The sequence below is a fragment of the Alteromonas sp. 4NS20-0143 genome, from assembly GCF_057542855.1.
Window position 1 is genome coordinate 291,104 of record NZ_BAAJLR010000002.1, and the last position, 26,128, is coordinate 317,231.

The 26,128-nt window shown below is 44.8% G+C and carries 22 protein-coding genes and 3 tRNA genes; 9 read left to right on the forward strand and 16 right to left on the reverse strand.

Annotation, left to right across the window (positions count from 1 at the left end):
- Positions 1–60 precede the first annotated feature (60 nt).
- The 5 genes from tyrR to pspA all read right to left on the reverse strand — a co-directional run bounded on the left by tyrR (position 61) and on the right by pspA (position 4,288).
- Positions 61–1,617 (reverse strand): transcriptional regulator TyrR, encoded by a 1,557-nt coding sequence (gene tyrR / locus AC27HD_RS04990; protein WP_032094453.1) that lies wholly within the window; start codon positions 1,615–1,617, stop codon positions 61–63.
- A gap of 243 nt (positions 1,618–1,860) precedes the next feature.
- A complete protein-coding gene (phhA, locus tag AC27HD_RS04995) occupies positions 1,861–2,661 on the reverse strand; it encodes a phenylalanine 4-monooxygenase (RefSeq protein WP_487104215.1) in 801 nt (266 codons plus the stop codon).
- A gap of 190 nt (positions 2,662–2,851) precedes the next feature.
- A complete protein-coding gene (gene pspC / locus AC27HD_RS05000; protein WP_032094452.1) occupies positions 2,852–3,301 on the reverse strand; it encodes an envelope stress response membrane protein PspC in 450 nt (149 codons plus the stop codon).
- Positions 3,298–3,537, reverse strand: a complete 240-nt coding sequence (gene pspB, locus AC27HD_RS05005; protein ID WP_032094451.1) for an envelope stress response membrane protein PspB — start codon at positions 3,535–3,537, stop codon at positions 3,298–3,300. The genes pspC and pspB overlap by 4 nt, the downstream gene beginning before the upstream one ends.
- 67 nt (positions 3,538–3,604) lie before the next feature.
- On the reverse strand, positions 3,605–4,288 hold the full coding sequence (gene pspA, locus AC27HD_RS05010; RefSeq protein ID WP_487104217.1) for a phage shock protein PspA: 684 nt from the start codon (positions 4,286–4,288) through the stop codon (positions 3,605–3,607).
- Between the two features lie 227 nt (positions 4,289–4,515).
- Between pspA and pspF the strand changes: the two genes are divergently transcribed.
- From pspF to AC27HD_RS05045, 7 genes are all read left to right on the forward strand, one after another.
- Positions 4,516–5,703: a phage shock protein operon transcriptional activator gene (gene pspF / locus AC27HD_RS05015; protein ID WP_487104219.1), complete on the forward strand. Its 1,188-nt coding sequence runs from the start codon at positions 4,516–4,518 to the stop codon at positions 5,701–5,703.
- A gap of 93 nt (positions 5,704–5,796) precedes the next feature.
- Positions 5,797–7,536, forward strand: a complete 1,740-nt coding sequence (locus AC27HD_RS05020) for an ABC transporter substrate-binding protein (protein ID WP_487104221.1) — start codon at positions 5,797–5,799, stop codon at positions 7,534–7,536.
- Complete coding sequence (locus tag AC27HD_RS05025) at positions 7,533–8,564, forward strand: ABC transporter permease subunit (protein WP_349379149.1); 1,032 nt, start codon at positions 7,533–7,535, stop codon at positions 8,562–8,564. The genes AC27HD_RS05020 and AC27HD_RS05025 overlap by 4 nt, the downstream gene beginning before the upstream one ends.
- Complete coding sequence (locus AC27HD_RS05030) at positions 8,551–9,444, forward strand: ABC transporter permease subunit (RefSeq protein ID WP_032094446.1); 894 nt, start codon at positions 8,551–8,553, stop codon at positions 9,442–9,444. The genes AC27HD_RS05025 and AC27HD_RS05030 overlap by 14 nt, the downstream gene beginning before the upstream one ends.
- A gap of 1 nt (position 9,445) precedes the next feature.
- Positions 9,446–10,441 (forward strand): peptide ABC transporter ATP-binding protein, encoded by a 996-nt coding sequence (locus AC27HD_RS05035; protein WP_032094445.1) that lies wholly within the window; start codon positions 9,446–9,448, stop codon positions 10,439–10,441.
- Positions 10,438–11,244: an ATP-binding cassette domain-containing protein gene (locus AC27HD_RS05040; RefSeq protein WP_032094444.1), complete on the forward strand. Its 807-nt coding sequence runs from the start codon at positions 10,438–10,440 to the stop codon at positions 11,242–11,244. Before AC27HD_RS05035 ends, AC27HD_RS05040 begins: the two co-directional genes overlap by 4 nt.
- Positions 11,245–11,384: 140 nt before the next feature.
- Entirely contained in the window at positions 11,385–11,594 is a 210-nt protein-coding gene (locus tag AC27HD_RS05045; RefSeq protein WP_487104225.1) for a hypothetical protein, read from the forward strand.
- A 176-nt stretch (positions 11,595–11,770) separates the two neighbouring features.
- On the opposite strand, the gene AC27HD_RS05050 is transcribed toward AC27HD_RS05045, so the two are convergent.
- The 9 genes from AC27HD_RS05050 to AC27HD_RS05090 form a co-directional block, all read right to left on the reverse strand.
- Positions 11,771–12,901, reverse strand: a complete 1,131-nt coding sequence (locus AC27HD_RS05050) for a sodium ion-translocating decarboxylase subunit beta (protein WP_487104227.1) — start codon at positions 12,899–12,901, stop codon at positions 11,771–11,773.
- Between the two features lie 3 nt (positions 12,902–12,904).
- Positions 12,905–14,788 carry a sodium-extruding oxaloacetate decarboxylase subunit alpha gene (oadA, locus tag AC27HD_RS05055; protein WP_487104229.1) on the reverse strand — a complete coding sequence of 628 codons (1,884 nt, stop codon included), beginning with the start codon at positions 14,786–14,788 and terminating at the stop codon, positions 12,905–12,907.
- Positions 14,789–14,803: 15 nt separating this feature from the next.
- Entirely contained in the window at positions 14,804–15,073 is a 270-nt protein-coding gene (locus AC27HD_RS05060; RefSeq protein ID WP_032094440.1) for an OadG family protein, read from the reverse strand.
- Positions 15,074–15,332: 259 nt separating this feature from the next.
- Positions 15,333–15,409, reverse strand: a tRNA-Arg gene (locus AC27HD_RS05065).
- A gap of 53 nt (positions 15,410–15,462) precedes the next feature.
- A tRNA-Arg gene (locus tag AC27HD_RS05070) sits at positions 15,463–15,539 on the reverse strand.
- 39 nt (positions 15,540–15,578) lie between these two features.
- Positions 15,579–15,668 (reverse strand) — tRNA-Ser (locus tag AC27HD_RS05075).
- A gap of 257 nt (positions 15,669–15,925) precedes the next feature.
- Positions 15,926–16,117, reverse strand: coding sequence for a carbon storage regulator CsrA (gene csrA, locus AC27HD_RS05080; protein WP_032094439.1), 192 nt, complete (start codon positions 16,115–16,117; stop codon positions 15,926–15,928).
- A 132-nt stretch (positions 16,118–16,249) separates the two neighbouring features.
- Positions 16,250–18,847: an alanine--tRNA ligase gene (alaS, locus tag AC27HD_RS05085; protein WP_487104232.1), complete on the reverse strand. Its 2,598-nt coding sequence runs from the start codon at positions 18,845–18,847 to the stop codon at positions 16,250–16,252.
- Between the two features lie 387 nt (positions 18,848–19,234).
- Positions 19,235–19,684, reverse strand: coding sequence for a regulatory protein RecX (locus AC27HD_RS05090; protein WP_032094437.1), 450 nt, complete (start codon positions 19,682–19,684; stop codon positions 19,235–19,237).
- Between the two features lie 190 nt (positions 19,685–19,874).
- Between AC27HD_RS05090 and AC27HD_RS05095 the strand changes: the two genes are divergently transcribed.
- Positions 19,875–21,083: a GNAT family N-acetyltransferase gene (locus AC27HD_RS05095; protein WP_487104234.1), complete on the forward strand. Its 1,209-nt coding sequence runs from the start codon at positions 19,875–19,877 to the stop codon at positions 21,081–21,083.
- A gap of 19 nt (positions 21,084–21,102) precedes the next feature.
- A complete protein-coding gene (locus AC27HD_RS05100; protein ID WP_032094435.1) occupies positions 21,103–23,178 on the forward strand; it encodes a M13 family metallopeptidase in 2,076 nt (691 codons plus the stop codon).
- 491 nt (positions 23,179–23,669) lie between these two features.
- Here AC27HD_RS05100 and AC27HD_RS05105 read toward each other — a convergent pair whose 3' ends face one another.
- Positions 23,670–25,307, reverse strand: coding sequence for a SulP family inorganic anion transporter (locus tag AC27HD_RS05105; RefSeq protein WP_032094434.1), 1,638 nt, complete (start codon positions 25,305–25,307; stop codon positions 23,670–23,672).
- Positions 25,308–25,319: 12 nt separating this feature from the next.
- On the reverse strand, positions 25,320–25,982 hold the full coding sequence (locus AC27HD_RS05110; RefSeq protein WP_032094433.1) for a carbonic anhydrase: 663 nt from the start codon (positions 25,980–25,982) through the stop codon (positions 25,320–25,322).
- Positions 25,983–26,128: the final 146 nt, after the last annotated feature.

Consider the following 26,128-nt stretch of genomic DNA (forward strand, 5'->3'; position numbering starts at 1 on the left):
TAGCTGCAAGGGTGTTGTAAACTTATCACAACACGCTTGCAACAGCGAAAAGTGAGCGCTCTACAGTTTAACTGTCGCCTTATTAATGCCATATTCGCGCAGCTTATTGGCAATGGCGGTATGACTAAGGCCCAATTTTTTAGCAAGCTGCCTGGTACTGGGATAGAACGGGTACAGACGCTTTAATAAATCTTTCTCAAACTTCTTCACTTCTTCATCCAGCGTACCCTCAAAATTCTCATCAATGTAGGTAACGCTTGGGGCGCAGCTTGGAAGCTGAATATCTTCTTTGGTTATTTCTTTGCCATCGAGCAAGGAAAGCGCACGATAAAGGGCGTTTTGCAGCTGCCTCACATTTCCTGGCCAAGGATATTGCTGCAAAAAGTCGACGCAAGATTTACTTAACTTAGCAGGTCGTCGACCCAGCTTGGTACTGTGCTGCAAGATAAAAGACTCTGCCAGAGGAACAATATCTTGGCGCCTATCTTTGAGCGACGGCATTACCAGGCTTAACACGTTTAAGCGATAATAAAGCTCTTTTCTAAAGCGCCCCTCTTCTACCAGTTGGCCTAGATCGCGGCAAGTAGTACAAATAAAGCGTACATCTACAGAGACAGGCTCCACATCCCCTACGCGTCTGAACTCACCGTCTTCAAGCACTCTTAATAGTTTTGCTTGCAGTTGCGACGACATATCAGCAATTTCATCAAGTAGTAAGGTGCCGCCCTTTGCTTGCTCGAGCAAGCCCACTTTGCCGCTAGACTGGTTGTAGGTTCCTGCTGCACAACCAAAAAGCTCAGTTTCTGCAACACTGTCGGGTAACGAGGCACAGTTTAATGCTAAAAATGCCCCTTCACTGCGACGACTTGATTGATGACAAGCTCGCGCGATCATCTCTTTACCTGTGCCAGTTTCACCGAATATGAGGATAGGTGCGTCTAAGTCCGCTACTCTTTTGGCTTCATGAACCGCACGTTTCATAAATGATGACTCTGTTACAAAACGATCGAAACTGTCTGTGGGCGACTGGTGAAATGCCGTGAACTGCTGGCCGAGGCGCATTTCGGATTTTAAAATGACCACCGCGCCAGCCATGATACTTTTCTTCTCTCCGTCCGCTACCGTAATAGGCAGCATGTCGGCCAGATAATCCTGCTGGATGAACTTCACCTTTGAAGATTGGGGGCCTGGACTTTTTCCATCCATCCACTTCGTAAAGTTAAACCCTTTAACAACCTCGGCAATCTCCATTCCGTCTATATCACTGGCAGGAAGCTCTAAGCCAGCACTTACTGCTTCATTACACAGTAAGATATTGCCTTTGGCATCAACAGAGAAAACAGGGTCTGGTAGCGTGCGTAGTATTGCTGAAAGCTGATTCTTCTCTCTTTCCCCTGGCATAAAAAGCGTGGTCTTGACGTCGTCTATACCGTCTATTCGACGAATTTGAGGCATGAGATGCTGGAAGTCTTCAAATTCTATATTAGGAAAATTGAGGAAGATTTTACCCACAGGGTCTATTTCGATTCCCCGAAGGTCTATTTCTTTAGTCACGAGAATATCCAGAACATCTTGGGCGATACCAAGGCGGTCCTGACAACTGATTTCTAGGCGCATAGGGTATGTATATTGTTGTAAAGATTTATGTACAAGATATCACACTTTTACAAAAAGATAACAAGATAATTGTTACTAAAGATTAAAAAACTGTGAGTTTGTAAACAGTGGGATACGAATTGGTGCAAATAAAAAAGGAGACTGAGTCGTCTCCTTTCTGCCAGATATACTTTTTATTCAGTATTTTGTTTATGCTTTTTTGTTAAGTATGCTTTTTCGCTTTTGTGCGACCGTTCACAAAAACTAGCCTGCCTTTTTCTCTTTTGGTTCGAACAAGGGTGCGAACAAACCAAGAAACTTCGCTTTTTCTACTAACGCCATAATATCCATTTCCGCTAATTCAAACAGATGGTCAAACTCTGGCAAAATGTAATACAGTGGCTGCATGATATCGATGCGATAAGGGGTTCTTAATGCGTCTGTAGCGGTGAGTGGCTTTCTTACTGGTACGTCGCTGTCTAGCGAATAAATAGTTTCACCCGGTGAAGAGAGAATTCCTCCGCCGTAAATCTTCAGCTCGTTCTTGGCTTTCACCAAGCCAAACTCAACGGTAAACCAGTAAAGGCGCGCCAAATAAATTCTATCTTCTTTACTCGCTGCCAGCCCTAATTTTCCGTAAGTATGCGTAAAGTGCGCAAACGCAGGGTTAGTCAGTAGTGGACAATGCCCGAATACTTCGTGAAAAATATCTGGCTCCTGCAGGTAATCAAACTCTTCACGTGAGCGAATAAACGTTGCCACAGGAAACTGCTTATTTGCTAGCAGACGAAAAAACTCACCAAATGGAATTAACGCAGGTACTTCTGCGGTTTGCCAGCCGGTTCTCTCTAGCAATACACGGTTAATATCGGGTAATTGAGGAATGCAGTTTTCGCTCAAGTTAAGCAATCTCAAACCCTCGATGTATTCGTCACACGCGCGCTCTTTTACCAAGGGTATTTGTCTTGAATAAAGTTCTGACCATATTTGATTTTCTTCTGTCGACCAGGCGATATGGCCGCTACCGTCAGATTCTCGCGATGCATATTGAGTTGTTTTTGGCATAACTTCTAAAACCAATGAGTTGCTAATTACGTGGACTGTAGTCTAACCAAAAACCGCTTTACGAGAAGCATTTGCCCCTATTGAGCCACTAAGATCACTGTAACAATGTTTTTACATCAAAATCTAACTCTATGATATAAATTAAAAAACCACCCATAAGGGTGGTTTTCAATCAGTACATTGGTCAGGCTTACAGTCGACTAATTTCTTTGTTCAGCTGATACTCTTTTGACGTTACATAGGTTTCCATTTTACGTAATCGATTCTCTGTTTTTTCAAATCGATTTCTAATATCGTGAAAGGCTTGTTTTGGTGGTTCGCCAGCCTGCCACACCTTAGTCTTCACCTCGACCTTCGTTTCTTTTACCTGCCCACGGTTTGGGTTTGTCCAACCTTTACCCCGTGAAAAAGCTTGAGGCGTAGGCTGTGCGTTATCCAAATGCTTTGGCTTTTTGTCTAAAATAAACCACGCGGCAATGTAGGCGACAAAGATGAAAGGCCCAGCAAGAAGGAAGAAACCTGTGACAACTAAAATTCTCACTAACCATGTTTCTAAGCCGAAGTACTCCGCAACACCTGAACAAACACCCGCTATTTTTGCCTTTTCCGGGTTGCGGTAGAGCTGCTTACCGTTTCTCATGCTCTATTCCTCCACTCAGGAGCCTCGCTATCAAGAATCGCTTCTAATGTCTCAATACGCTCGCTCATTTTTTCCGCTTTATCGGCTAATGTGCTCAACGCTGCGTACTCTTCAGCACTTAATCCCTGATTGACTTGTTTCTTGCTGCGATAGTGCAAAATTAACCATATGGGTGCTACAAAAATTGTGAAAACCACTAGTGGCATTACAATAATTGCGATCATGCCTTCTTCCATCTCGAATTCTCCTACAAACTCTGATCAGTCTGCTCCGCATAACGTCGGAGCAGCTCGTTATTTTTTATTATTCAGACTTTTCAGTATCTTTCTTGGCGTTTTGCATTTTTGCTTTCAACGCTGCTAATTCGTCTTCTACTTTGTCACCCGCTTCTAACTCTGCAAATTCATCTTGCAGCGACTTCTGACCTAAGTCATAAGATTCAACCTGCGACTCTAGGTCATCAATTTTGCGCTCGTATTGCTCGAACCGCCCCATTGCGTTGTCCACTTTGGTGCTGTCCAAGGTTTTCTTAACTTCAAGACGAGAGCTCGCTGTTTTCTGACGCATAATGATGGTCTTTTGACGGCTTTTGGCGTCAGCAAGCTTATCTTGTAGCTGGCCAATTTCATCCTGCAGTTTACTGATCTGAGCATCAACAATAGCCAATTCTTTGGTTAATGTCTCTGCTGCTTCTGCAGACTTTTTCCTCTCTTGCAGTGCCGCTCTTGCAAGGTCTTCGCGATCCTTACTCAGTGCAAGCTCTGCTTTTGACTGCCAGTCAGCTGCGTCACTTTCGTACTTCGCTATTTGACTGACAATATCTTTTTTATTGGCAAGGGTCTTAGCTGAAGCAGAGCGCACCTCTACTAACGTATCTTCCATTTCCTGAATGATGAGACGAACCATCTTTTCAGGATCTTCCGCCTTATCTAATAATGAGTTTATGTTTGAGTTCACAATGTCTGTAAAACGCGAAAAGATACCCATAATAATTACCTCTTAATGAAAATCTGGTCGTCATGTATTCTTGTGAAACTATGACTGACATATTGAATAATTCTGTATAGAAGAGTATTCAATATGCTTGCCAATCTGCTCAAACTCGTAAGTACCTAAATACAAAACCTTTTTTTAAATTTAAATAATGCTCGTTTATCAATTTTTTTTGTTCTACACTATTTATTAGTCGAAATGACTAACTATTGAGAGATTTAATGAGTCGATATCGCCAACAAGATAATTTGCTAGGCCAAGCAAATAGCTTTTTAGAAGTTTTAGAGCAAATTTCGCAAATTGCCCCTTTAGACAAACCCGTGTTAGTTATCGGCGAACGCGGGACAGGTAAAGAGCTAATTGCTGCTCGCTTGCACTTTTTATCGAAGCGCTGGGACCAGAATTACGTCAAGCTCAATTGCGCTGCACTGAATGAAAGCCTTTTAGAAAGTGAGCTTTTTGGTTATGAAGCGGGCGCATTTACCGGAGCGGCTAAGCGTCGCGAAGGCCGCTTCGAAGTGGCTCATAACGGTACGCTTTTTCTCGATGAACTTGCAAACACATCAGGGCTTATTCAGGAGAAGTTACTTCGCGTAGTCGAATATGGCGAATTTGAACGTGTGGGTGGCAGTAAGTCGGTCAAAACTGATGTACGCCTTATTGCAGCGACAAATGAAGATCTCCCGGCCCTTGCTGATGCTGGCGAATTTAGAGCAGACTTGCTCGACCGCCTTGCCTTTGATGTTATTACTATTCCCCCTCTTCGCGAAAGAAGAGAAGACATCATGATGCTAGCTGAAAACTTCGCAATTAATATGGCTCGCGAGCTGGAAATGGAGCTTTTTAGCGGATTCACCGAAAAAGCCAAACGCACGCTACTCGAGTATGAGTGGCCTGGCAATATTCGTGAACTTAAAAATGTTGTCGAGCGCGCTGTATACAGAACGAATAACCCTCACCTGCCAGTGCATGAAATTGTACTCGACCCCTTTGAATCTGCGTTTAGGCCAAAAAATAGAATGCGAACGCAGGATAGAGTCTCAACGCAGGATAGAGTCTCAACGCAAGACAGAGCCTCAACGCACAACACAGCAAATAGCACAGCAAATAATGCAGCAAATGACACAGCGAACTCAGAAACACTGCCGCAGAATACAGGCAATGCTGCAGATGAGCAGTCTTTCCAAGAGCTTTCATCAAAGGTAGATTCTATTGCTGTTGATTACCCTATCGATTTAAAAGAGCGTTCACAGCAGTTTGAAATTGATATTATTAAGCAAGCGTTATCAGATAGTCAGTTTAATCAGAAAAAAACAGCAGAAAAACTCAGCCTAACGTATCATCAGCTAAGGGGTTACTTGAAAAAGTACAACCTGTTAGATTCATCTGCGCAGGACCTAGAAGCGTGAGCTTATAGACAGCTGCATAAGGCTTTATCCGCAAAGGCTGAACCGTAAAAACTGAATCACAAAGGCTGGGGCGTAAAAATTGAGGCAATTAATATGATGAGCAGTGTTATAAAGCGCGTTGCTGTTTGCGCCGGCACGGCCTTACTTGTGGTGTCCTGTGCAAAGCAAAACAAGCAGCCCTTTTACAATACTGGCGTAGTGTATTGTTCTGAAAGTAACCCGGTTACTTTTAATCCCCAGCTTGATACCTCAAGTACAACGTCAGATGCCACTTCCCATCAACTTTACGACCGATTACTTGACTTCGACCCCGACTCTGGCCGCATAGTGCCAAGTTTAGCAAGCAGTTGGTTAATCTCAGAAGACGGTTTAACGTATGCGTTTCAACTGCGAAGAGACGTTGCGTTTCACACCACTGACTTTTTTACACCAACCCGTACTTTTAATGCCAACGATGTCATATTCAGTATCGATCGTTGGAGACTTGAATCTCATCCATTTCACAACGTATCAAGCGGCAGCTATCCCTATTTTGAAAGCTTAGGTTTAGCAGACAACATTGCTGACGTAACGCGAGTGAATGGCTATCGCGTTGAAATTACTCTTAAGCGTCGAGACAGTTCATTTCTAGCCAATTTGGCCACTGACTTTGCCGTCATATTATCCGAAGAATATGCGGCACAACTTTTCGAACAAGGTAATCCTAGCCAAATCGATCAGCTGCCGGTTGGAACCGGACCCTACCGATTTGATAGCTTTCGCAAAGATAGCTACATCAAATACCTCCACCATGAGGACTATTGGCGTGCTCTTGAAGAAAATAGTGATGACAATGACGGCATTTTGGCTAGCGACCGAGATCTTTCTGCCGAAGAGAATGTTGCGAACGGCGAAGACCTCAATCAAGCGACAGTTGAAAAAGCCCCAAGCGCTAGCGTAAAACAACTTATTTTTGATATTACTCCCCGTAGCTCACTTCGCCTGGCTAAGCTGATGACGGGAGAATGCGACGCTACTGCATTTCCTGCACAAACAGAGCTTGAAGTAATCAGGAATAGAGAAGATCTCACGTTAGCAGAAAAACCAGGACTGAATATTGGGTTTTGGGCCTTCAACACACAGCGGCCTCCTTTTGATAACCCAAACGTAAGACGGGCACTCGCTTTCGCTATCGATAAAAATACGTTGTTAGAGGCGGTGTATTTTGACAGTGCATCTCGTGCGAAGAGCCTGTTACCCGCCGCCAGCTGGGCTTATCAAAACGATGCAGACGATACGGCGTATAATCCTGTGCTAGCGCGAAGCTTGCTTGCTGAAGCCGGCATTGAGCCGGGCTTTTCAATGACGATTTGGGCTATGCCTGTAGAACGGGCCTACAATCCCAATGCAATTAAGATGGCAGAACTTATTCAGCGATACCTGCGAGAGGTGGGTGTTGAAGCCAACATAGTCACGTATGACTGGAAGACGTTTAGACGCCACCTACAAGAAGGTTTGCACGACTCGGTATTGATAGGTTGGTCTGCGGATAACGGCGACCCCGATAACTTTTACCGCCCTCTGCTTAGCTGCGGCGCTATTCCCTCAGGCACCAATAGAGCCATGTGGTGCGATGAGGATTATGATAGGCTTATTAACGAGGCATTGAAAACAGAAGACCTCGATAAACGACGGGCTATTTATCATCAAGTGAACAGGCTCATGTATGAGCGACTTCCGTTGGTGCCAATTGCCCATGCCTATCGCTATCAAGCCTACAGAAATGAAGTTAAGGGAATGACCATTAATCCCTTTGGCGGTGTCCGTTTTGGTGGAGTTGAAAAAGTACTGTGATTCGGATTTTAGCACGCTACAGCATTCTCTTTGTCCTGACGCTTTTAGTGTTAGCCGTCATGTCGTTCTCGCTGGCCTATTTATTTCCTGGTGATGTGTTAGAAAACCTCACTGGCATTGTTCCTGCCAATGACGCTCAGCGTCTTGCTTTAGAACGTCAGTTCCGCCTTGACCAGTCTTATTTTATCCAGTTTTTCTATTACCTCTCTAACCTATTTGCGGGAGACTGGGGGTATAGCTTTACCTCGGGCATTGCCTTGAGAGATGAGATTGGCATAGCAATGCCCGCTACCATTGAGCTTGCCACTTATTCAATCATGATTGCCCTTTTTGTTGGTATTCCTCTGGGGTACTACGCTGGAATGCGCTGCTACTCAACTTCTGACTACATAATTAACACGAGCAGCATCACCACCTATTCTTTTCCTGTTTTTTGGCTAGCGCTCTTGCTAATTCTTGTGTTCAGTCTGCAATTAGACAAAGCGCCTCTTTCTGGTCGAATAAGTTTGCTATTCGATGTAGAGCCTGTAAGCGGCTTCATACTGCTGGATATTTTACTTTCTGACATGCAAAACAAAAGCCTGGCATTTAAAGATGCCCTGTCCCATTTAACCCTTCCCACCGTTGCTATTGGCGCAGTTTCAACCGCTTCCATGGTGCGAATAACTCGGCGCTCGGTTATTGATGCTAGGCATCAACCCTACATTGCTGCAGCAGTGTCTAGAGGATTGTCAGGTTGGCAGATTTTCTTTCGACACATTTTAAGAAACGCTTTGCTTCCTATATTGCCACTGATGGCAATTCAGATTACGACCCTTATAACCAACACAATGATCGTAGAGACACTATTTTCGTGGCCGGGAATTGGCAATTGGTTAATTCAGGCTATTTATCAGCGGGACTATCCTGCGCTACGAGTAGGCATGCTGGCAGTATCAACGCTGGTTATCACCCTCACCATTACGGTTGATATGTTTAATCGACTCATCGATCCTAGCAGAGAGAAGTACGAGCATGCCGCAATATAGTTTGTACGAAGAAGAATTTCACCCCTCGCCATGGCAGCGCACGTGGCGCGCGTTTAAAGAGAGTCACATTGCAATGGCAGGTGCTGTGCTGCTTTGCGTGTTTGTTGTATTTGCGTTGTTTGCTCCGTTGTTAACGCCTTATGGGGTTAATGAACAAAATATCGATGGCCTGTTAGTACCACCAAGTTGGACGGGTAATGGTTCAATTTCCCATTTATTCGGCACCGACTCCTTAGGGAGAGACCTCTTTACTCGTGTAATCTATGGGTGCCGAGTAACCCTAGGCTCTGCATTTATTACCGTGGTATTGGCCATGCTGGTTGGCGTAAGCCTCGGCGCTTTTGCGGGCATGCTTCGCGGCGTTCGTTCAAGTATTGCCAACCACCTGCCAGACGCGCTAATGGCAATTCCCACCTTACTTATCGCTATTATTATTGTGGCTATTTTTGGTACTGGACTGGTGAACAGCATGTGGGCAATTACCCTTGCGCTCATACCTCAGTTTGTGCACCACACCCGAAGCCTCGTGCGTACTGAAATGAAAAAAGATTACATTGTGGCGTCGAAGCTAGACGGTGCGAACAAATGGCAATTATTTACCTATTCCATTTTACCCAACATGACTGAAATGCTGGTAGTGCAAGGAACAATAGCGCTGTCTATCGCCGTTATTGATATTTCGGCACTGGGATTTTTAAACCTCGGAGCACAATCCCCGCTGCCGGAACTCGGGGCAATACTATCAGACGGACTGGATGTGACCTATTTAGCCCCATGGAATGTCGCGCTTCCCGGTATGGCAATTTTCTTCTTAGTGCTTTCAATCAATGTGGTTGGTGACGGTCTTCGCTCAGCCTTGAGAAAAAGGGTAAATCACTAAAATGCCAATGTTAGATATAAAAAACCTGACGCTAGAAATGCATAGTAGTGAGGGCACCATTAAAGCTTTGGATAAAGTCAATCTAACGGTGAGCACTGGAGAAATTCGCGCATTAGTGGGTGAGTCTGGCTCAGGCAAGAGTTTAATCGTATCTGCAATATGTGGGGCCCTGCCCTCAGAGTGGTCGGTTACCGCAGACAGAATGAGTTGGAATGGTGAAAATCTTCTCGGTATGTCTTCTCAACAACGTCGTGAGGTGATGAGACGGGAAATTGCGGTGGTATTTCAAAACCCGCAAACCAGTTTAGACCCCTCTGCAACGCTTGGTGAACAGCTAGAAGAAAGTATTCCCAGTGAGTTTATTCAGGGGCGATGGTTTTGGCAACGCGCTCAACAACGCAGAAAAATTGCGATCAGCACGGTACATAAAGTAGGAATAAAGCATCACAAGCACTATTTAAGCGCCTATCCCCATCAAATTCCAAGCGATATTGGTCAAAAATTTATGATTGCCATGGCGCTGGTTTCACAACCTAAACTGCTCATTGCTGATGATCCTACACGTGGCATGGAGCCAACGACAAAGACACAAATTCTTAAGTTGTTCACTCGCTTAAATCAAACCCGGTCTCTATCTATTTTATTTGTGAGTCACGACCTTCTTGCCATCGCCAGCATGTCGCATACGATGACGGTGCTATATGCAGGGCAAACGGTGGAATCAGGTAAAATGAAGCATATTAAAAAGCGGCCGCTGCATCCTTATACAAAGGCTCTGCTTGATAGTGCCCCAAGCTTTAGGAAGGATTTACCGCCTAAGTCTCATTTGCCCACCATTGCTGGGTCAATACCCACCTTGCAGCATTTGCCTATTGGCTGTCGATTAGGTCCACGATGCCCCCGAGCACAACGTGCTTGCGTACAAACACCAGCAGTAAGGCGCATCCACGATCACAGCTACAGTTGCCACTATCCTTTGCATATGGAGAAACTATGACCGACGTTATGCAGGTAAAGCAACTTAGGTTTCTACACAATGAAAACAAGCGCTGGTTAAAACGGCCTGAAGTTTTTGAGCTTGGCCCCATTGACCTAACGGTTAAGCGCGGAGAAACCGTAGCTATTATTGGCGAAAATCGCTCTGGCAAATCACTGTTAGCCAAGCTACTCGTGGGTGCCGTTCGTGCTGACGAGGGCGAAATTGAAATTAATGAGCACAAGTATTTAGCCAAATATAAATCGAAAGACGGTCAGCGAAAACGAACGCATGACATTCGGATGATATTGCAGCACAGCAACGAAACCATGAACCCTTCGGTTCCGGTGGGCCGTATACTCGATGAGCCTTTGCGATTGAATACCACGCTGGAATCTAACGAGCGTAAGAAAATCATTGAAGATACCCTCGTCAAAGTAGGATTGTTAAGAGAGCACTTCTACTTTTATCGGAATATGCTCTCAGACGGTCAGCAGCAGCGTATTGCACTTGCTCGCGCAATCATGCTCAAACCCAAAGTACTGGTAGCAGATGAGCCTTTTGCCGCCCTTGATCCCTCTATTCGCTCGCAAACTGTCAATTTGATTTTAGAGTTGCAACAAGAGCTTGGTTTGGCGTTTATCTTTATTAGTCACAATTTGGGTATTGTGCGCCATATTGCAGATAAAGTTATTGTAATGGAGCGCGGTCAAATTGTTGAAGAGGGCAAAACAGAAACTATATTTCGTTGGCCCCAACACACTCGGACTAAAAAACTCGTGACTGCCTACCACTCTCTTGTGCCACAGCAAACCATTCGCTAATCAATAATATCGAAAGCGAAAGTCAACATTAAAAACGGCCAGAGCCTTTGGTTTGTTAACATAATGTAACTCATGAAAATGAACGTTTACTCTGTGTCGAACGAAACAAGCACTACACATTTAAATAATGGGAAAATGTTATGTTGATGACTTACGTGAGCTATGCAGTTATTGCTGGTGCAATTTTTATTCTTACTTCGTTTTTTTCGCAAAAGCTGCCAGCGCAGGCAAAAAGTAGATCGTTTGCTAAGAAGTTAGGTACGTTTTTAGCCGGTGCTGGCGTGGTTACGTTACTGGGTGCGGCAACAGCGGCCGCAGCAGTACACACATCTTCTGGATTCATTTTGTAAGTCAAATAGCCTGATCCTGCTGGTTTATATCCTGCTAGCACCATGCTTTGCTAGCACCTTGCTTTGCTGGCACCTGCTCTATTGGCACCCAGCCCTGCGCGCACTCTATACTTCTGGCAAAAGCGCGGCAGGGTTGAGCTCTACCGCGCTAATCATTATTATCCTTCGAGAGCTAGTTATCCTACGAGAGCTAGTAATATACCTGCGGCCACTGCTGAGCCTAACACGCCAGCCACATTAGGCCCCATAGCGTGCATAAGTAAGAAATTATGAGGATTGGCTTCTAGACCCACTTTATTGACTACTCGCGCGGCCATTGGCACAGCAGATACGCCCGCGGCTCCAATCAACGGGTTGATCGCATTGCCACTTAACCGACTCATTAATTTTGCCATGAGCACACCGGTTGCCGTACCAATTGCAAAAGCAATAGCACCTAGCCCGAGAATGCCAAGGGTTTCTACCGTGAGGAACGCCTCAGCCGATAACTTCGAGCCAACAGCAAGACCAAGAAAGATTGTCACTGTATTAATAAGTTCGTTTTGTGCTGTATTGCTCAGCCGGTCTACAACACCACACTCTTTCATTAAGTTACCGAAACAGAACATGCCTACAAGAGGGGTTGCCGCAGGTAAAAATAAAATCGTTAGGAACAACACCGCCAGAGGAAAAATTATCTTTTCTCGTTTAGAAACAAAGCGCAATTGCCCCATCTTAATCTCTCGCTCAGCTTTGGTAGTAAGAGCTTTCATAATAGGAGGCTGAATAATGGGCACTAATGCCATGTACGAATATGCCGCAACGGCGATGGCACCTAGTAAGTCCGGCGCTAAACGAGAAGCAAGGAATATTGCGGTAGGCCCATCGGCTCCACCGATAATAGCGATAGCACTGGCGTCTTTTAAGGTAAACTCAAAACCTGGCAGCAAATTTAAAGCGATGGCACCGAAGAGCGTAGCGAAAATGCCAAATTGAGCTGCCGCGCCCAGTAATAGCATTCTTGGATTAGCAATAAGCGCACTAAAATCGGTCATGGCCCCAACCCCCATAAAAATAAGGAGTGGGAACACACCGGTGTCGATACCGATTTTATAAATATAGTGGAGCAACCCTCCCGCTTCGGAGAAGCCCGCTATGGGGATATTAGTGAGAAGCGCGCCAAATCCTATGGGTAACAGCAAAAGAGGCTCAAATTTCTTAACGATGGCTAAATAGAGCAACCCAAAGCCCACCAACATCATTACGAGTTGGCCAGCCTCAAAATGGGCAAGTGCGGTACTATCCCAAAGCAGTAGTAAACTATCCATGTATTACCCCAACGAAATCAGTGATTGCCCACTGCTTACAGCGTCGCCATCACTAACGAGAATATCGCTAACTGTGCCTGTATAGGCCGAGCGTATCTCTGTTTCCATTTTCATGGCTTCCAAAATAATGACCACATCTCCCTCGGCTACGCTATCACCATTGCGCACCAAAACCTTGAATACGTTTCCGGCCAATGGCGCATCAATAATTTGTGCAGCGCTTGCTTGAGATGCTGATGCAGCTTGATTTGACGCTTGGGTTTGATTTGCAGGCATAGCAGCACTGGCTGTAGTATTGCCGTTAACCTCAGAAACTTGTTTTAATGCGCCTGAAGGAGCTACCTCTACGTGATAAAGCTTTCCATCAACGTTAACGTCATACGCGGCTGCATTTGCTTGTGAAGACGTCACCTGCTGGGTTTGGCCCTCTTGTGCAGCGTTTTTAGTAGAAGATGAGTTCTTGGTATTGCTCTTAGTATGGTCCTTTGAATTCTCATCGAGCGTCGGCGCAGCCTCAAATGCATCAGGGTTCCCTCGAATGGTAAGAAACTTAAGACCAATTTGAGGGAAGAGTGCATAGGTCAACACGTCATCAATTTTGCTTTCACACAGAGCAATGTTCTTTTTGTGAGCAAGTTCATCTAATTCTTTTTCAAGTTTAGTGAGTTCAGGTGAAATGTTATCAGCAGGGCGACATGTTATTGGCTCTGCTCCGTCTAGCACCCGCGCTTGTAACTCGCTGTTCACCGGCGCTGCAGTCGCACCATACTCACCTTTTAAAACTCCGGCGGTTTCTTTAGTAATACTTTTGTAACGCTCTCCCGTGAGTACGTTTAATACAGATTGGGTGCCTACTATTTGAGACGTAGGTGTTACTAACGGTATGTAACCGAGGTCTTCACGAACCCGCGGAATTTCTTTTAATACTTCTTCAAATTTGTCTTCTGCACCCTGCTCTTTTAGCTGGCTTTCCATGTTGGTAAGCATTCCACCTGGCACTTGAGCGAGAAGAATGCGCGCATCCACACCTTTCAAGCTGCCTTCAAACTGACTGTATTTTTTTCTGACCTCGCGAAAATAACTGGCGATCTCTTCTAAATGTGGAAGTGATATTCCCGTATCTCGCTGAGTACCCTCAACAATAGATACCATTGTCTCAGTGGCCGTATGACCATACGTCATGCTCATAGAGGAAATGGCGGTATCCAGCATATCGATACCTGCATCAATAGCCTTTTGATAAGTGGCCGTGCTTAACCCTGTTGTTGCATGACACTGCATTGCAATAGGAACATTCACTGTCTCTTTAAGCCCTGCGATCAAAGCTTCGCACTCGTACGGTTTAAGCAGTCCTGCCATATCCTTAATGCAAATAGAGTGAACGCCAAGGTCTTCTAACTGCTTGGCCATTTCTAACCACGTTTCTAGCCCGTGGACAGGGCTCACCGTATATGAAATGGTACCCTGCGCGTGGGCTCCGCTATCAATGGTAGCTTTAATGGCTGTTTTTAAATTGCGAATATCGTTCATCGCATCGAATATTCTAAATACGTCCACACCGCTTTCGTGAGCCCTTTCGACAAACCGCGTCACTACATCGTCGGCGTAGTGACGATAGCCGAGTAAATTCTGTCCGCGTAATAACATTTGTTGCCTGGTATTTGGCATCGCCTTTTTCAGTTTTCTAATACGCTCCCAGGGATCTTCCCCTAAGTAGCGAATGCAGGCGTCAAAGGTGGCGCCTCCCCAAGACTCTACAGACCAAAACCCAGCGCTATCTAATTTTTCAGCAATAGGCAGCATATCCTCTATTCGCATCCGAGTGGCGAGCAAAGATTGATGTGCATCACGTAAAACAAGCTCGGTAAGCGCAAGTGGCTTTGTCATGGTAGTTCCTTGAAGCTATATATTTTTGTTAGATTGACGGTGAGTATGAACAGCAGCGGAGATGGCGGCGATGATATTGCCATCAATACCCGGCTGCGCTGAATGCTTGGGTCTACTGGTAGAAACTGACTCTGAGTCAACCTCGCCGGGGAATGCTTTACAAAAGCGCGCAATAAGATGGATCCCTAGGATAAGCAAACCAAGAAAGGAAAATACAAACAGCATACCTATTAGCATAAGTGAAGCCGCTTCCATTAGCAGGCTAGTGACTGAATCGGTGTCCATGTGAACTCGCTTTAATAAAATCTAAGATAAATAACTATCATGGGGTTTATCAAAACTCAACAACACAATGTGATAAATGCCATAAAGATGAAAACTGTCGGTTTTTGATTGTGATTTTAGCAAGTGCAGAGGTGCACAATTTTTAAAAGAGAATAATGAAAAAGAGTGCATTAGTGCACGCCATGTAGAAATGAGGGAGCTTGGGTCATTTTGAGGCAGGCATAAAAAAACCCACCTCAATGAGGTGGGCTTTCTTATATGGCGCGTGTGGAAGGATTCGAACCTCCGACCGCCTGGTTCGTAGCCAGGTACTCTATCCAGCTGAGCTACACACGCGTAAACTGTTTTACTTTCGACTTTTACATCAAAAGGTGACGCTTCAAAATAAGTGGCGCGTGTGGAAGGATTCGAACCTCCGACCGCCTGGTTCGTAGCCAGGTACTCTATCCAGCTGAGCTACACACGCGCAATAAACTTTTTGTCGACCGCCACTATCAACGAATAATGGCGGAGAGGGAGGGATTCGAACCCTCGGTACGAATTAACGTACGGTTCCTTAGCAGGGAACTGGTTTCAGCCACTCACCCACCTCTCCTTGAGTGCGGGATGCATTTTACGGATTCATTGGCCTGAGTCAAACCTTTTTTAGGAAGAAAGTGTTCGTCCGCTGTCATTTTAAACGATTCGTTTAAAAAACACGTTAATTGTATACCAATCACACGACCCACGCCTACTGTTAACTCGTCAATCAATCATTGCCGGCAAATTTTGGGCTAGTACCATCCTTTTTAAAATACAGAAACAAAAAAGGCCGGCGTGCGCCGACCTTTCCCAATGAAGCTATATTAGCGTTTATTCTGCAGAGTCCGGCTGTCCGCCTTTTTCTGCCTGAATACGCATGTATATTTCTTCACGGTGCACAGAAACTTCTTTTGGTGCATTAACACCTATTCGTACCTGATTCCCTTTGACGCCTAACACAGTAACAGTAACATCGTCACCAACCATAAGCGTTTCACCAACTCGACGAGTCAAAATAAGCATTCGCTTGCTCCTGTTCCTTTATATTTAACGTTTCCATTATAGTTTGCTAACTCGCCGGCACGACCCAGCGGAAGCACAGTGATTCCATGTTTCTGTGTCACTTCAAAAACTCACTGTTATATGCACTTATCATTATAGCTTATCTTGTAACCAAGCGTTAACCGAATCTAACGCCTGATTGAGATTCTCAGGTTTGTCGCCACCTGCCTGAGCCATGTCAGGTCTACCGCCACCTTTGCCGCCAACTTGCGAGGCAATGAAGTTCACCAACTCGCCGGCTTTTACCTGACTAGTAAGGTTTTTGGTAACACCAACAATAAGATTAACTTTTGAATCATTTGCTACACCTAATACTACGATGCCTTCGCCGATTCGGTTCTTTATATCATCCATCATTGAACGCAATGACTTAGCTTCCACACCTTCTAAATTAGCGACTAGCACTTTTACGCCATTTATTTCTACCGTATTACTAAGCATATCAGCACCTTGCTGACTTGCCAGTTTTTGTTTGGCCGCAGTGAGTGCTTTTTCTAACTCTTTAGTATGATTTTGTAATGTTGCTACCCTGTCTAGCACATTGGCACTGTCTGTTTTCAACATTGCCGATAGCGACGCAAGCGTAGCCTGCTGGTTTTGGATTACACTTAGGGCCTCTTCGCCTGTCACTGCTTCTAAACGACGCACGCCAGATGCGATACCTGCCTCGCTGGTAATTTTAAGCAAACCAATATCACCGGTTCTCGTTACGTGAGTACCGCCGCAAAGCTCTACAGAAAACGGTCCCATCTTTACAACGCGCACTTTTTCGTCGTACTTTTCACCGAACAACGCCATTGCGCCTGACGCTTTTGCGTCCTCAAGCTCCATTAGCTCTGTAGATAGGACATGGTTTTCTCTGATTTGTTCATTGACTCGACGCTCTATTTGCGCAATTTGCTGTGGCGTCACGGCTTCAAAGTGAGAGAAGTCAAAGCGCAAGCGAGGAGCCTCAACTAAAGAGCCTTTTTGCGTTACGTGCTCGCCCAGTATCTCGCGAAGAGCAGCATGTAATAAGTGAGTCGCACTGTGGTTCTTTTTAATTGCTTCTCGGTTGGCCACATCAATAGATGCGGTAGCTGTATCACCTTTTTTCACTGTACCTTTAGCAACCCCTCTATGAGCGAATGCTTTACCCATCTTTTGAGTGTCTGATACAACGAATTCACCACCTGCTACGCTTAGTATGCCTTTATCACCAGATTGGCCACCGCTTTCCGCATAAAACGGCGTGCTGTTTAGCACCACAACACCTTCTTGACCGTCTTCTAAGGTGGCGACGAATTCATTGTTCGCAATTAGCTCAACAACCGTTGCACTGCCGTCAATGTCGGTGTAACCCGTAAAGGCGGTTTCTTGTTCAACTACCAATCTATTATTGTAGTCGGTACCAAAATTACTCGCTTGTTGCGCCCTTGCTCGCTGCTGCTGCATAGCAGACTCAAAGCCTGCCTCGTCAATTTTAAGCTCGTGCTCTCTTGCTACGTCGTTGGTCAAGTCAACAGGGAACCCGTAGGTGTCGTAAAGCTTGAACACAACATCGCCTGGGATAGTATCGCCTTCTAATGTTTCAAGGGTCTCGTTAAGCATTGCCATTCCGCGGGCAAGTGTCTTACTAAACTGCTCTTCTTCCACGCGAAGTACTTTTTCTACTACTGGCTTTTGGTCAACGAGCTCTGGGTACGCTTCGCCCATCTCAGTGGCCAATGAGGCTACCAGTTTGTAGAAAAAGATATCATCAGCACCTAGCTTATAGCCATGGCGAACAGCACGGCGGATAATACGACGAAGTACATAGCCACGACCTTCGTTAGACGGCATAACACCATCACAAATTAAGAAGCTACACGAACGAATATGATCAGCAATCACTCGCAATGATTTATTCTCTAAATCATCGGTACCGACAATTGACGCCGCTGACTTGATAAGATTTTGAAATAAATCGATTTCGTAGTTGCTGTGCACGTTTTGCAAAATGGCAGAAATACGCTCAAGTCCCATACCGGTATCGATAGAGGGTGCAGGTAAGGGCTCCATGCTGCCATCAGCCTGCTTGTTGTACTGCATGAATACTAGGTTCCATATTTCAATGAAACGATCGCCGTCTTCCTCTGGCGTACCAGGAGGACCGCCCCAGATATGTGCACCATGATCATAAAATATTTCAGAACATGGACCGCAAGGCCCTGTATCACCCATAGACCAAAAGTTATCAGAGGTACTTATGCGAATGATTTTCTCTTTGGGAACGCCAATGTGATTTTCCCAAATATCAAAGGCTTCATCATCTTCAGAGTAAACAGTCACTAATAGCTTCTCTTCAGGAAGGCCCACTTCTTTTGTTAAAAAGTTCCAGGCAAATTCAATAGCTTCTTTTTTGAAGTAATCGCCAAAGCTAAAGTTACCCAGCATTTCAAAGAATGTATGGTGACGAGCGGTGTAACCTACGTTCTCTAAATCGTTGTGTTTACCACCGGCTCTTACACAGCGCTGAGAAGACACTGCACGAGAATAACTGCGCTTATCTGCGCCTAACAAGGTGTCTTTGAATTGATTCATGCCTGCGTTAGTAAAAAGAAGCGTTGGATCATCTGCAGGTACCAGTGACGAGCTAGCGACGGCGTGATGGCCATGACTTTTGAAATAATCTTTGAACTTGTTGCGTAAGTCAGCAGTTGATATTGTCATTGAAAACCTAACTTCCTTTATACATTAATGAGACGGTGCGAAGCCCTTACTCGACATTGTTGCTTAAATCACTCAGTTGCTTAAATCACTCACAATTCCACTGCCCAAAAATTTTATAACCCAACAATTTCATAGCAAGGAAAAGTGCGTAAACAACAAAGTGAAAAGTCGAGTAAAAATAGTGAACAAAGAGATATCCGCGTCACGTGGCGTTATGCTCGCACAATTTTGCGAAACAATAGCACGAATAGTGGTTTTCTGTTAAGCCTAAGGGGGCTATGTAGTGGGCAATTTTTTACTAAACATCAACAAAACTGCAGCTAAAATAAAATTGTCGGCACATTTACTTGTTACTTACAGCATAACATCTCGTTGCTTACCACTTAGTCACTCGTTGCTTACCGCATAGTCTATATGCTCTTGGTAAAACCCTCGGTATTGTAAAAAGCGCTTTTGTTTTTGACGTAAGGTGAAGTCTGTTTCAAAGAATGCGCCAAATTTTTTCACTTTTGCCGTTTTGGCGCTTTCAAACCAATCCGCTTCAATTTCTTCAAAAGCCTCTCGAACATACCCTTCATCAACACCGTATTGTTGCAGGTCTAGCTTTATCACTCTTGGGCCCTTACCCTTTAAATACAGCGCCCGCGCTCTGCTTTGAGCAAATCGCTCGTCGCTTTGAATATCGGCTTCACGAAAAGCATCTAGAATTGGTAAGAACGCTTCGTTCTCAATGCCTTTTTGCGTAAGTTTACGCACTATCTCACTGTAGCTATGCTCTCGTCGTGCCAGCATGCGGGTAATCGCGTCGATAATGATCTTTCGGTCAAACTCTGACATTTTTGTGACCCTACTTGTTACTGTTTTCCGTAATTATTCAAATACTAAAATTACGGCATGGGTGATGTGGTTTGATTAGGTTCCGTTGACCTAGTTTGAAGCAGTATTTTATTTCGTAATACCGACGACAGTCTAGCCTTAATAAGAACAGAGTCGCATTACTAGCGCTTGATATACTTTAAATGAAATTATGAATGAACAAGTAATAATACACGACAGCATAGCAAGTATCTCCAAAGCGCATTGGAACTCTCTCGCTGAGAATGCAGGCCCATTTCTCCAATTTGAGTTTTTGCATGCATTAGAAACGTCAAAGTGTTGTAGTGAAGAATCGGGATGGCGCCCGTTTCATGTGACGGTAGAGCATGAGGGCCAACTTGTTATGGCGATACCTGGCTACCTTAAAACACACAGCTATGGCGAGTACGTATTCGACCACGCATGGGCAAATGCTTATCATCAACACGGTATAGACTACTACCCCAAATGGATAAGTGCCGTACCTTTCACTCCGGTAACAGGCAAACGGTTACTAATAAAAGAAGGTTTAACGTGCGCCCCTGCTCTATTAGCGCAAATTGCAGATACTTTAAGAGCGCAGTGCCAATCGAAACACAAAGAGCATATCTCGTCACTACACTGGTTATTTGTTTCAGACAGCGAAAACAACTTCCTAACTAAAGAACACTATTATTTAACTCGCCACAGCGTGCAATTTCAGTGGCACAACTATGGTTACACGCACTTTGATGATTTTTTGAATGCCCTCACCTCAAGAAAGCGTAAATCGATAAGCAAAACCCGAAAAAAACTGACTGAAAACGGCATCCAATTTTCACATTACAGCGGAAGCGACATTACCCCAGAAAGACTCGCCTTCTTCGTCAAGTGCTATCAATCTACCTATTTAAAGCGCAGTGGCCACCTTGGCTACCTCAATACCGCCTTTTTTGAAACGCTTGTGTCGACTATGAGTGAACGCCTGCTTATTGTTACAGCAGTTGAGCACGGAAATCCGGTGGCTAGCGCTTTATTTTTTCACGACGAATCTGGCCTTTATGGACGTTATTGGGGAGCACTCAAAGATATCGATAGCCTGCATTTTGCATGCTGTTATTTCGAAGGTATCGAGTTTGCGATAAACAATAAGCTCACTCGTTTCAACCCAGGCACTCAAGGCGAACATAAAATATTGCGGGGGTTTGAGCCTATTTACTGTCAGTCCAAACACCAGTTGTTTGAGTCTGCTTTCCACGATGCTGTCGCAAATTTTTTACAGCAAGAAAACGAACATATCGCCCACTATTTTAATCAGGCACAGAATGCTTTACCTTTTAACCAGGAATTTGTGCCTACTTTAAAAACAAAAAGTGTCATTCATCCTAACGACGACACATAAAACTAAAATGAGAAACCATATGAAATATAAACTCCTTGCCGTAGCGATTGCGGCATCACTTGGCCTGGCTGGTTGCTCTCAACCAGAGCAAGTCAAAGAACAAATGACCAAAGCAGAGCCTGCTGAAGCAAAAGCCGAAGCAGAACTTGGCTCGTTTGGTGTTGATCTTTCTGCCCGAAATGAAGCGGTTAAGCCAGGTGACGATTTCTTTATGTATGCCAGTGGCACTTGGTATGACAACTATGAACTCCCTGCTGATAAAACGCGCTATGGCGCATTTACAGGCTTAGCTGAACGCAGCGAAGAGCAGGTAAAAAGCATTATCGATGGTCTGACAGAAAAGGAAACGCTTAACGCTGATGAAAAGTTAGTAAGAGATTTCTACGTTGCCTTTATGGACACAGAGAGCATCAATGAAAAAGGCCTATCTCCTATTAGTGATGTATTAAGCGACATTGATAGTATAGAGAGCACAAAAGACCTAACCGCAGCCTTCGGTAAAAGCTGGCTATACGGTTATAGCACGCCTATTGGTGGCGGCATGTGGTACAACCGTCTTGACCCCAATGAATATCAGTTAAGTGTAGGTGTTGGTGGTATTGGTCTTCCCGATCGCGACTACTACCTAAGCGATAGTGAGCGCTTTGTAAAAATTCGTGAAGCCTATGTAGCACACATTGAAGAGATGCTTACCTTAGCTGGCGTAGAAGACGCGGGCACAAAAGCAGCGAATATTATGGCACTAGAAACTCAGCTAGCTGAAGTTCAGTGGCCTCGTGAAAAACGTCGTAATCGTGACCTAACCCTAAACCAAATTGAGCGCAGCAAGCTATCTGATGCATACCCTGGTTTCGATTGGGATGTCTATTTCGCACAGTCAGGCTATAAGGTACCAGAGCTCAATATTTCTCAGCCTCAGCCTGTGAAAGATGTGATCAAATTGATAAACCAAGTTGACTTAAACGACTGGAAATCTTATTTGAAATATCACACGATTTCTAACAATGCTGACATGCTTGCCGAAGATGTGTACATGGCCAATTTCGACTTTTACGGTCGTACGCTTAACGGTCAACAAGAGCCGCGCCCTCGTTGGAAGCGTGCGTTAAGTCAAATGTCTGGTACGCAATCGCTTGGTTTTGCCATTGGCAAGATTTACGTAGATGAGTATTTTCCTGAAAGCTCTAAAACACAAATGGCTGAGCTAGTTGAAAACTTACGTGCTGCATTAAGCGAGCGTATAGATACCCTTGATTGGATGGGAGAAGAAACCAAGGTTAATGCCAAAGAAAAGCTAATGGCATTTCGTCCTAAAATTGGTTACCCAGATGAGTGGCAGTCGTTTGATGGCGTAACTATTAGTGACAACGACCTTATTGGTAATGTTCGCAATTTACGTGAATTCTTCCATGCTGAATCGGTAGAGCGTGAGCTTGAGAAAACCGATCGTGAGCGTTGGGGTATGACACCACAGCGAGTCAATGCTTACTACAACAGCTCGTTCAACGAAATTGTTTTCCCTGCGGCAATTCTTCAACCACCATTTTTCGACCCAAATGCAGACGCAGCGGTTAACTACGGTGCCATTGGTGCTGTTATCGGTCATGAAATGGGTCACGGTTTTGATGACCAAGGCTCAAAGTCTGATGCCATGGGTATACAAACTAACTGGTGGACAGACGAAGATCGCGCGGCGTTCGAAGAAAAAGCAGATGCCCTTGCAGCTCAATACAGTAAGTACGAGCCCATTGAAGGCAACTTCGTCAACGGTCGTAACAGCCTAGGTGAAAACATTGGTGATGTAGGTGGTCTTGCAATGGCCTACCACGCTTACAAACTTAGCCTTAACGGTGAAGAAGCGCCAGTTATTGATGGTCTTACAGGCGATCAGCGTTTCTTCCTTGCTTGGGCTCAAGTTTGGAAAGAAAAGCGTACTGAACAAAGCATGTTGAACCAGCTTCGTGCCGGTACACACGCACCAGGCCGCTTCCGTGCACAAGCACCTCGCAACCATGATGCGTGGTATGAAGCGTTTGATGTTAAACCGGGTGACGCGCTATACCTAGCGCCAGATGAGCGTGTACGTATTTGGTAATAACCCTATACTGGGTGTCAATTAACCTGAGACAGCGCCGGTTAGCACTATAATCGGCCTATTTCCTGACAGTGCATTAGCTATGAAGTAGCAATTCTTACGCTATGCAACGGCACTCTAAAAAACCTAAAAAGCACCCTACGTAAGTACGGTGCTTTTTTATTGGGCTAAAAGCCTTGTCTGATCTTACCTATCTATTCTTAACTTCTATTTTTACCTTTCATCCATTGCCAACGACGACTACCTAATAGCGACTTGTAATGAATAGAGGCTGGCTATTGGCTATTGGCTATTGGCTATTGGCTATTGGCTATTGGCTATTGGCTATTGGCTATTGGCTATTGGCTATTGGCTATTGGCTATTGGCAGTCTGGTTGTAGTGGGTCTTTGTTTCAAACACAATACGTAACTTAGAAGGTATTTCAGTGAGGGCACAAAAAAGCCCCCGGTTCTTTACGAAGCAGAGGCTTTTAACCAGTGTAATCTATTTATTACGACTGAGCAGCGGCTTGCAGCGATGGTTTGCTATCGTCACTCCCGCCTACTTTCTTTTTTGCGTATAAAAGCGCATCGTGTAGCGTCTCAAAATTAGGAATGCCAGGGTGAGCTTCATTAACACCCTCAAGTACTTTGTTGAGCTTTTCGTTGGCACCACAAATTATCAACTGTCTTCCTGCCGCTAGTGCGTCTGATGTTACTGTATCAACTGCCATTGCTGCAGATACATCCATCAAAGGTACCCGTGAGAAGTCCAAAATAGTGAACTTACTGCCAGGCTGAACACGCTCGCGAACACGGTGACCTAAATCAGCTGCCGCACCAAAGCTCAATGGACCACCGAAGCTAAAGATAGACACTTTGTCTTTTAGTTCTTCAAGTAATCCATTCTCTTTAGGGTCGTTAAGATCTTGAGGTATCTTTTGCAGCTCTTCAATTTGAAGCTGTGCGACTTGTCTAACATACGCTAGAGCTCCAAGCACAACACCTACGCCCACTGCGGTGATAAGGTCTACAAATACCGTCAGTGATAATACAAGAATCATTAAGGCGAAGTCCCAACGCGGGCCTTTGTGACCACGTTTTAGGTAGCCCCAGTCGATAATGTCTAGTCCAACTTTTACCAATATACCGGCTAGCACAGCGTGAGGAATTTGAGCCGCGAGAGGACTTAAACCCAAAACGATGCCAAGTAATACCAACGCATGCACCATACCAGACACGTTGTACTTACCGCCGCTTCGGATATTTACCACAGTACGCATGGTTGCACCTGCACCGGCAATACCACCAATTAGACCAGCAAAAGTGTTACCAATACCCTGACCGATAAGCTCTTTATTACTATCATGACGAGTACGCGTCATGTTATCTGCAACAAGCGAAGTCAAAAGACTATCGATAGCACCTAACAGCGCAAGAACAAATGCAGCTTCAACCACTAGCCATATTTTGCTTTGGTCAAATACAGGCAATTGAAGGCTAGGCAAGCCAGTTGGAATATCACCTAATACTGGTACGCTTAGCGCGAGACTTACTAATGTTCCGATAATAAGTGCAGCAAGTGCACCAGGTACATACTTACCTAAAGACGCAGGCCATTTGTACGCTACGATTAAGGTACCAAGACCCAATGCAAGGGTTGAAAAGTTGATATCAGCCAACGCTGTTGGGAGATACGAAAGCGCACCGATGGTACCACCTGGAGGTTCATGACCTAGTAAACGGCCGATTTGCAAAATTATAATAATGGCACCGATCCCAGACATGAAGCCCGAAATCACTGGATAAGGGACGAGCCTTATATACTGCCCGACCCCAAAAAAGCCAAACGCTATCTGGAATAAACCAGCTAGCATTACCGCCGTAAATATTAGGCTTGCATCGCCAGACAGGCTGGCAAATAAGCCAGCAAGTACCACCACCATTGGCCCAGTAGGACCAGAAATTTGAGCTGGTGTGCCACCAAAAAGAGCAGCAAAAAAACCAACAGCTATTGCACCATACAGGCCAGCCATAGGTCCAAGACCTGAGGCTACACCAAGCGCTAATGCAAGAGGCAATGCAACGATACCGGCGGTTAAACCGCCAGTGAGATCACCTCTTAAATTTGAAAAATTTATTTTTACCACAAATGTTCCCTCTTATTCAGCCGATTTTGCACGTTTGAATCGCGCTTCAGCCTCTGTCTGGTCCATAGTAACAAAGTCGCCAGCTTCGCTGCTGTAACACAACATGTCGCCGCTACCGATATTGTAAACCCAGCCGTGAAGCTCTACTTGTCCAGTCGCAATTTTAGCTGCCACTGCAGGATGAGTGCGAAGGTGCTGTATTTGTTGCAATACGTTTTCTTTTGTCACCGCCTCTAGATCGTCAATCGATAGTTTATCGTGACCACAACGTTCTTTAACAACGTCGGTCGCTGCGCGGCAGTGACCTAACCACTCCTTTACATGAGGTAATGAATCTAAACCTTCAGGGCTGATAGCGCCTTTCATAGCACCACAATCTGTATGACCACATACAACAATGTGGGAAACGCCTAGGGCAGCTACCGCAAATTCAATAGACGCTGTCATGCCACCGGTTTGATTGCTATGAGGAGGAACAATATTGCCCGCATTACGACAAATGAAAAGCTCGCCCGGATCGGTTTGAGTAACTAAGTTCGGGTCAATACGAGAATCTGAGCACGTGATGAAAAGAACTTCTGGGTTTTGACCATTCGCTAACTTTTGAAAGGTTGCTTTTTTGTTTGGATAAACTTCTTTTTGAAACTTCGCAACACCTGAAAAGACGTGTTCCATAGAATACTCCCGGTTATTTTTAATAGTTATAACAATGTTAATACTCTAGTGTCACTTGATAGATTAATAGTTTAATATACCACCTCGTGATAACCAAAAACTATCAAGCGAGTTAATTGTTAGATGGATTGCCCATTAATTATAGC

Coding starts and splice junctions, on each gene's coding strand:
- tyrR (WP_032094453.1), bottom strand. CDS start 1,617: ATGCGCCTAGAAATCAGTTGTCAGGACCGCCTTGGTATCGCCCAAGAT.
- phhA (WP_487104215.1), bottom strand. CDS start 2,661: ATGCCAAAAACAACTCAATATGCATCGCGAGAATCTGACGGTAGCGGC.
- pspC (WP_032094452.1), bottom strand. CDS start 3,301: ATGAGAAACGGTAAGCAGCTCTACCGCAACCCGGAAAAGGCAAAAATA.
- pspB (WP_032094451.1), bottom strand. CDS start 3,537: ATGGAAGAAGGCATGATCGCAATTATTGTAATGCCACTAGTGGTTTTC.
- pspA (WP_487104217.1), bottom strand. CDS start 4,288: ATGGGTATCTTTTCGCGTTTTACAGACATTGTGAACTCAAACATAAAC.
- pspF (WP_487104219.1), top strand. CDS start 4,516: ATGAGTCGATATCGCCAACAAGATAATTTGCTAGGCCAAGCAAATAGC.
- AC27HD_RS05020 (WP_487104221.1), top strand. CDS start 5,797: ATGATGAGCAGTGTTATAAAGCGCGTTGCTGTTTGCGCCGGCACGGCC.
- AC27HD_RS05030 (WP_032094446.1), top strand. CDS start 8,551: ATGCCGCAATATAGTTTGTACGAAGAAGAATTTCACCCCTCGCCATGG.
- AC27HD_RS05035 (WP_032094445.1), top strand. CDS start 9,446: ATGCCAATGTTAGATATAAAAAACCTGACGCTAGAAATGCATAGTAGT.
- AC27HD_RS05040 (WP_032094444.1), top strand. CDS start 10,438: ATGACCGACGTTATGCAGGTAAAGCAACTTAGGTTTCTACACAATGAA.
- AC27HD_RS05045 (WP_487104225.1), top strand. CDS start 11,385: ATGTTGATGACTTACGTGAGCTATGCAGTTATTGCTGGTGCAATTTTT.
- AC27HD_RS05050 (WP_487104227.1), bottom strand. CDS start 12,901: ATGGATAGTTTACTACTGCTTTGGGATAGTACCGCACTTGCCCATTTT.
- oadA (WP_487104229.1), bottom strand. CDS start 14,788: ATGACAAAGCCACTTGCGCTTACCGAGCTTGTTTTACGTGATGCACAT.
- AC27HD_RS05060 (WP_032094440.1), bottom strand. CDS start 15,073: ATGGACACCGATTCAGTCACTAGCCTGCTAATGGAAGCGGCTTCACTT.
- csrA (WP_032094439.1), bottom strand. CDS start 16,117: ATGCTTATTTTGACTCGTCGAGTTGGTGAAACGCTTATGGTTGGTGAC.
- alaS (WP_487104232.1), bottom strand. CDS start 18,847: ATGACAATATCAACTGCTGACTTACGCAACAAGTTCAAAGATTATTTC.
- AC27HD_RS05090 (WP_032094437.1), bottom strand. CDS start 19,684: ATGTCAGAGTTTGACCGAAAGATCATTATCGACGCGATTACCCGCATG.
- AC27HD_RS05095 (WP_487104234.1), top strand. CDS start 19,875: ATGAATGAACAAGTAATAATACACGACAGCATAGCAAGTATCTCCAAA.
- AC27HD_RS05100 (WP_032094435.1), top strand. CDS start 21,103: ATGAAATATAAACTCCTTGCCGTAGCGATTGCGGCATCACTTGGCCTG.
- AC27HD_RS05110 (WP_032094433.1), bottom strand. CDS start 25,982: ATGGAACACGTCTTTTCAGGTGTTGCGAAGTTTCAAAAAGAAGTTTAT.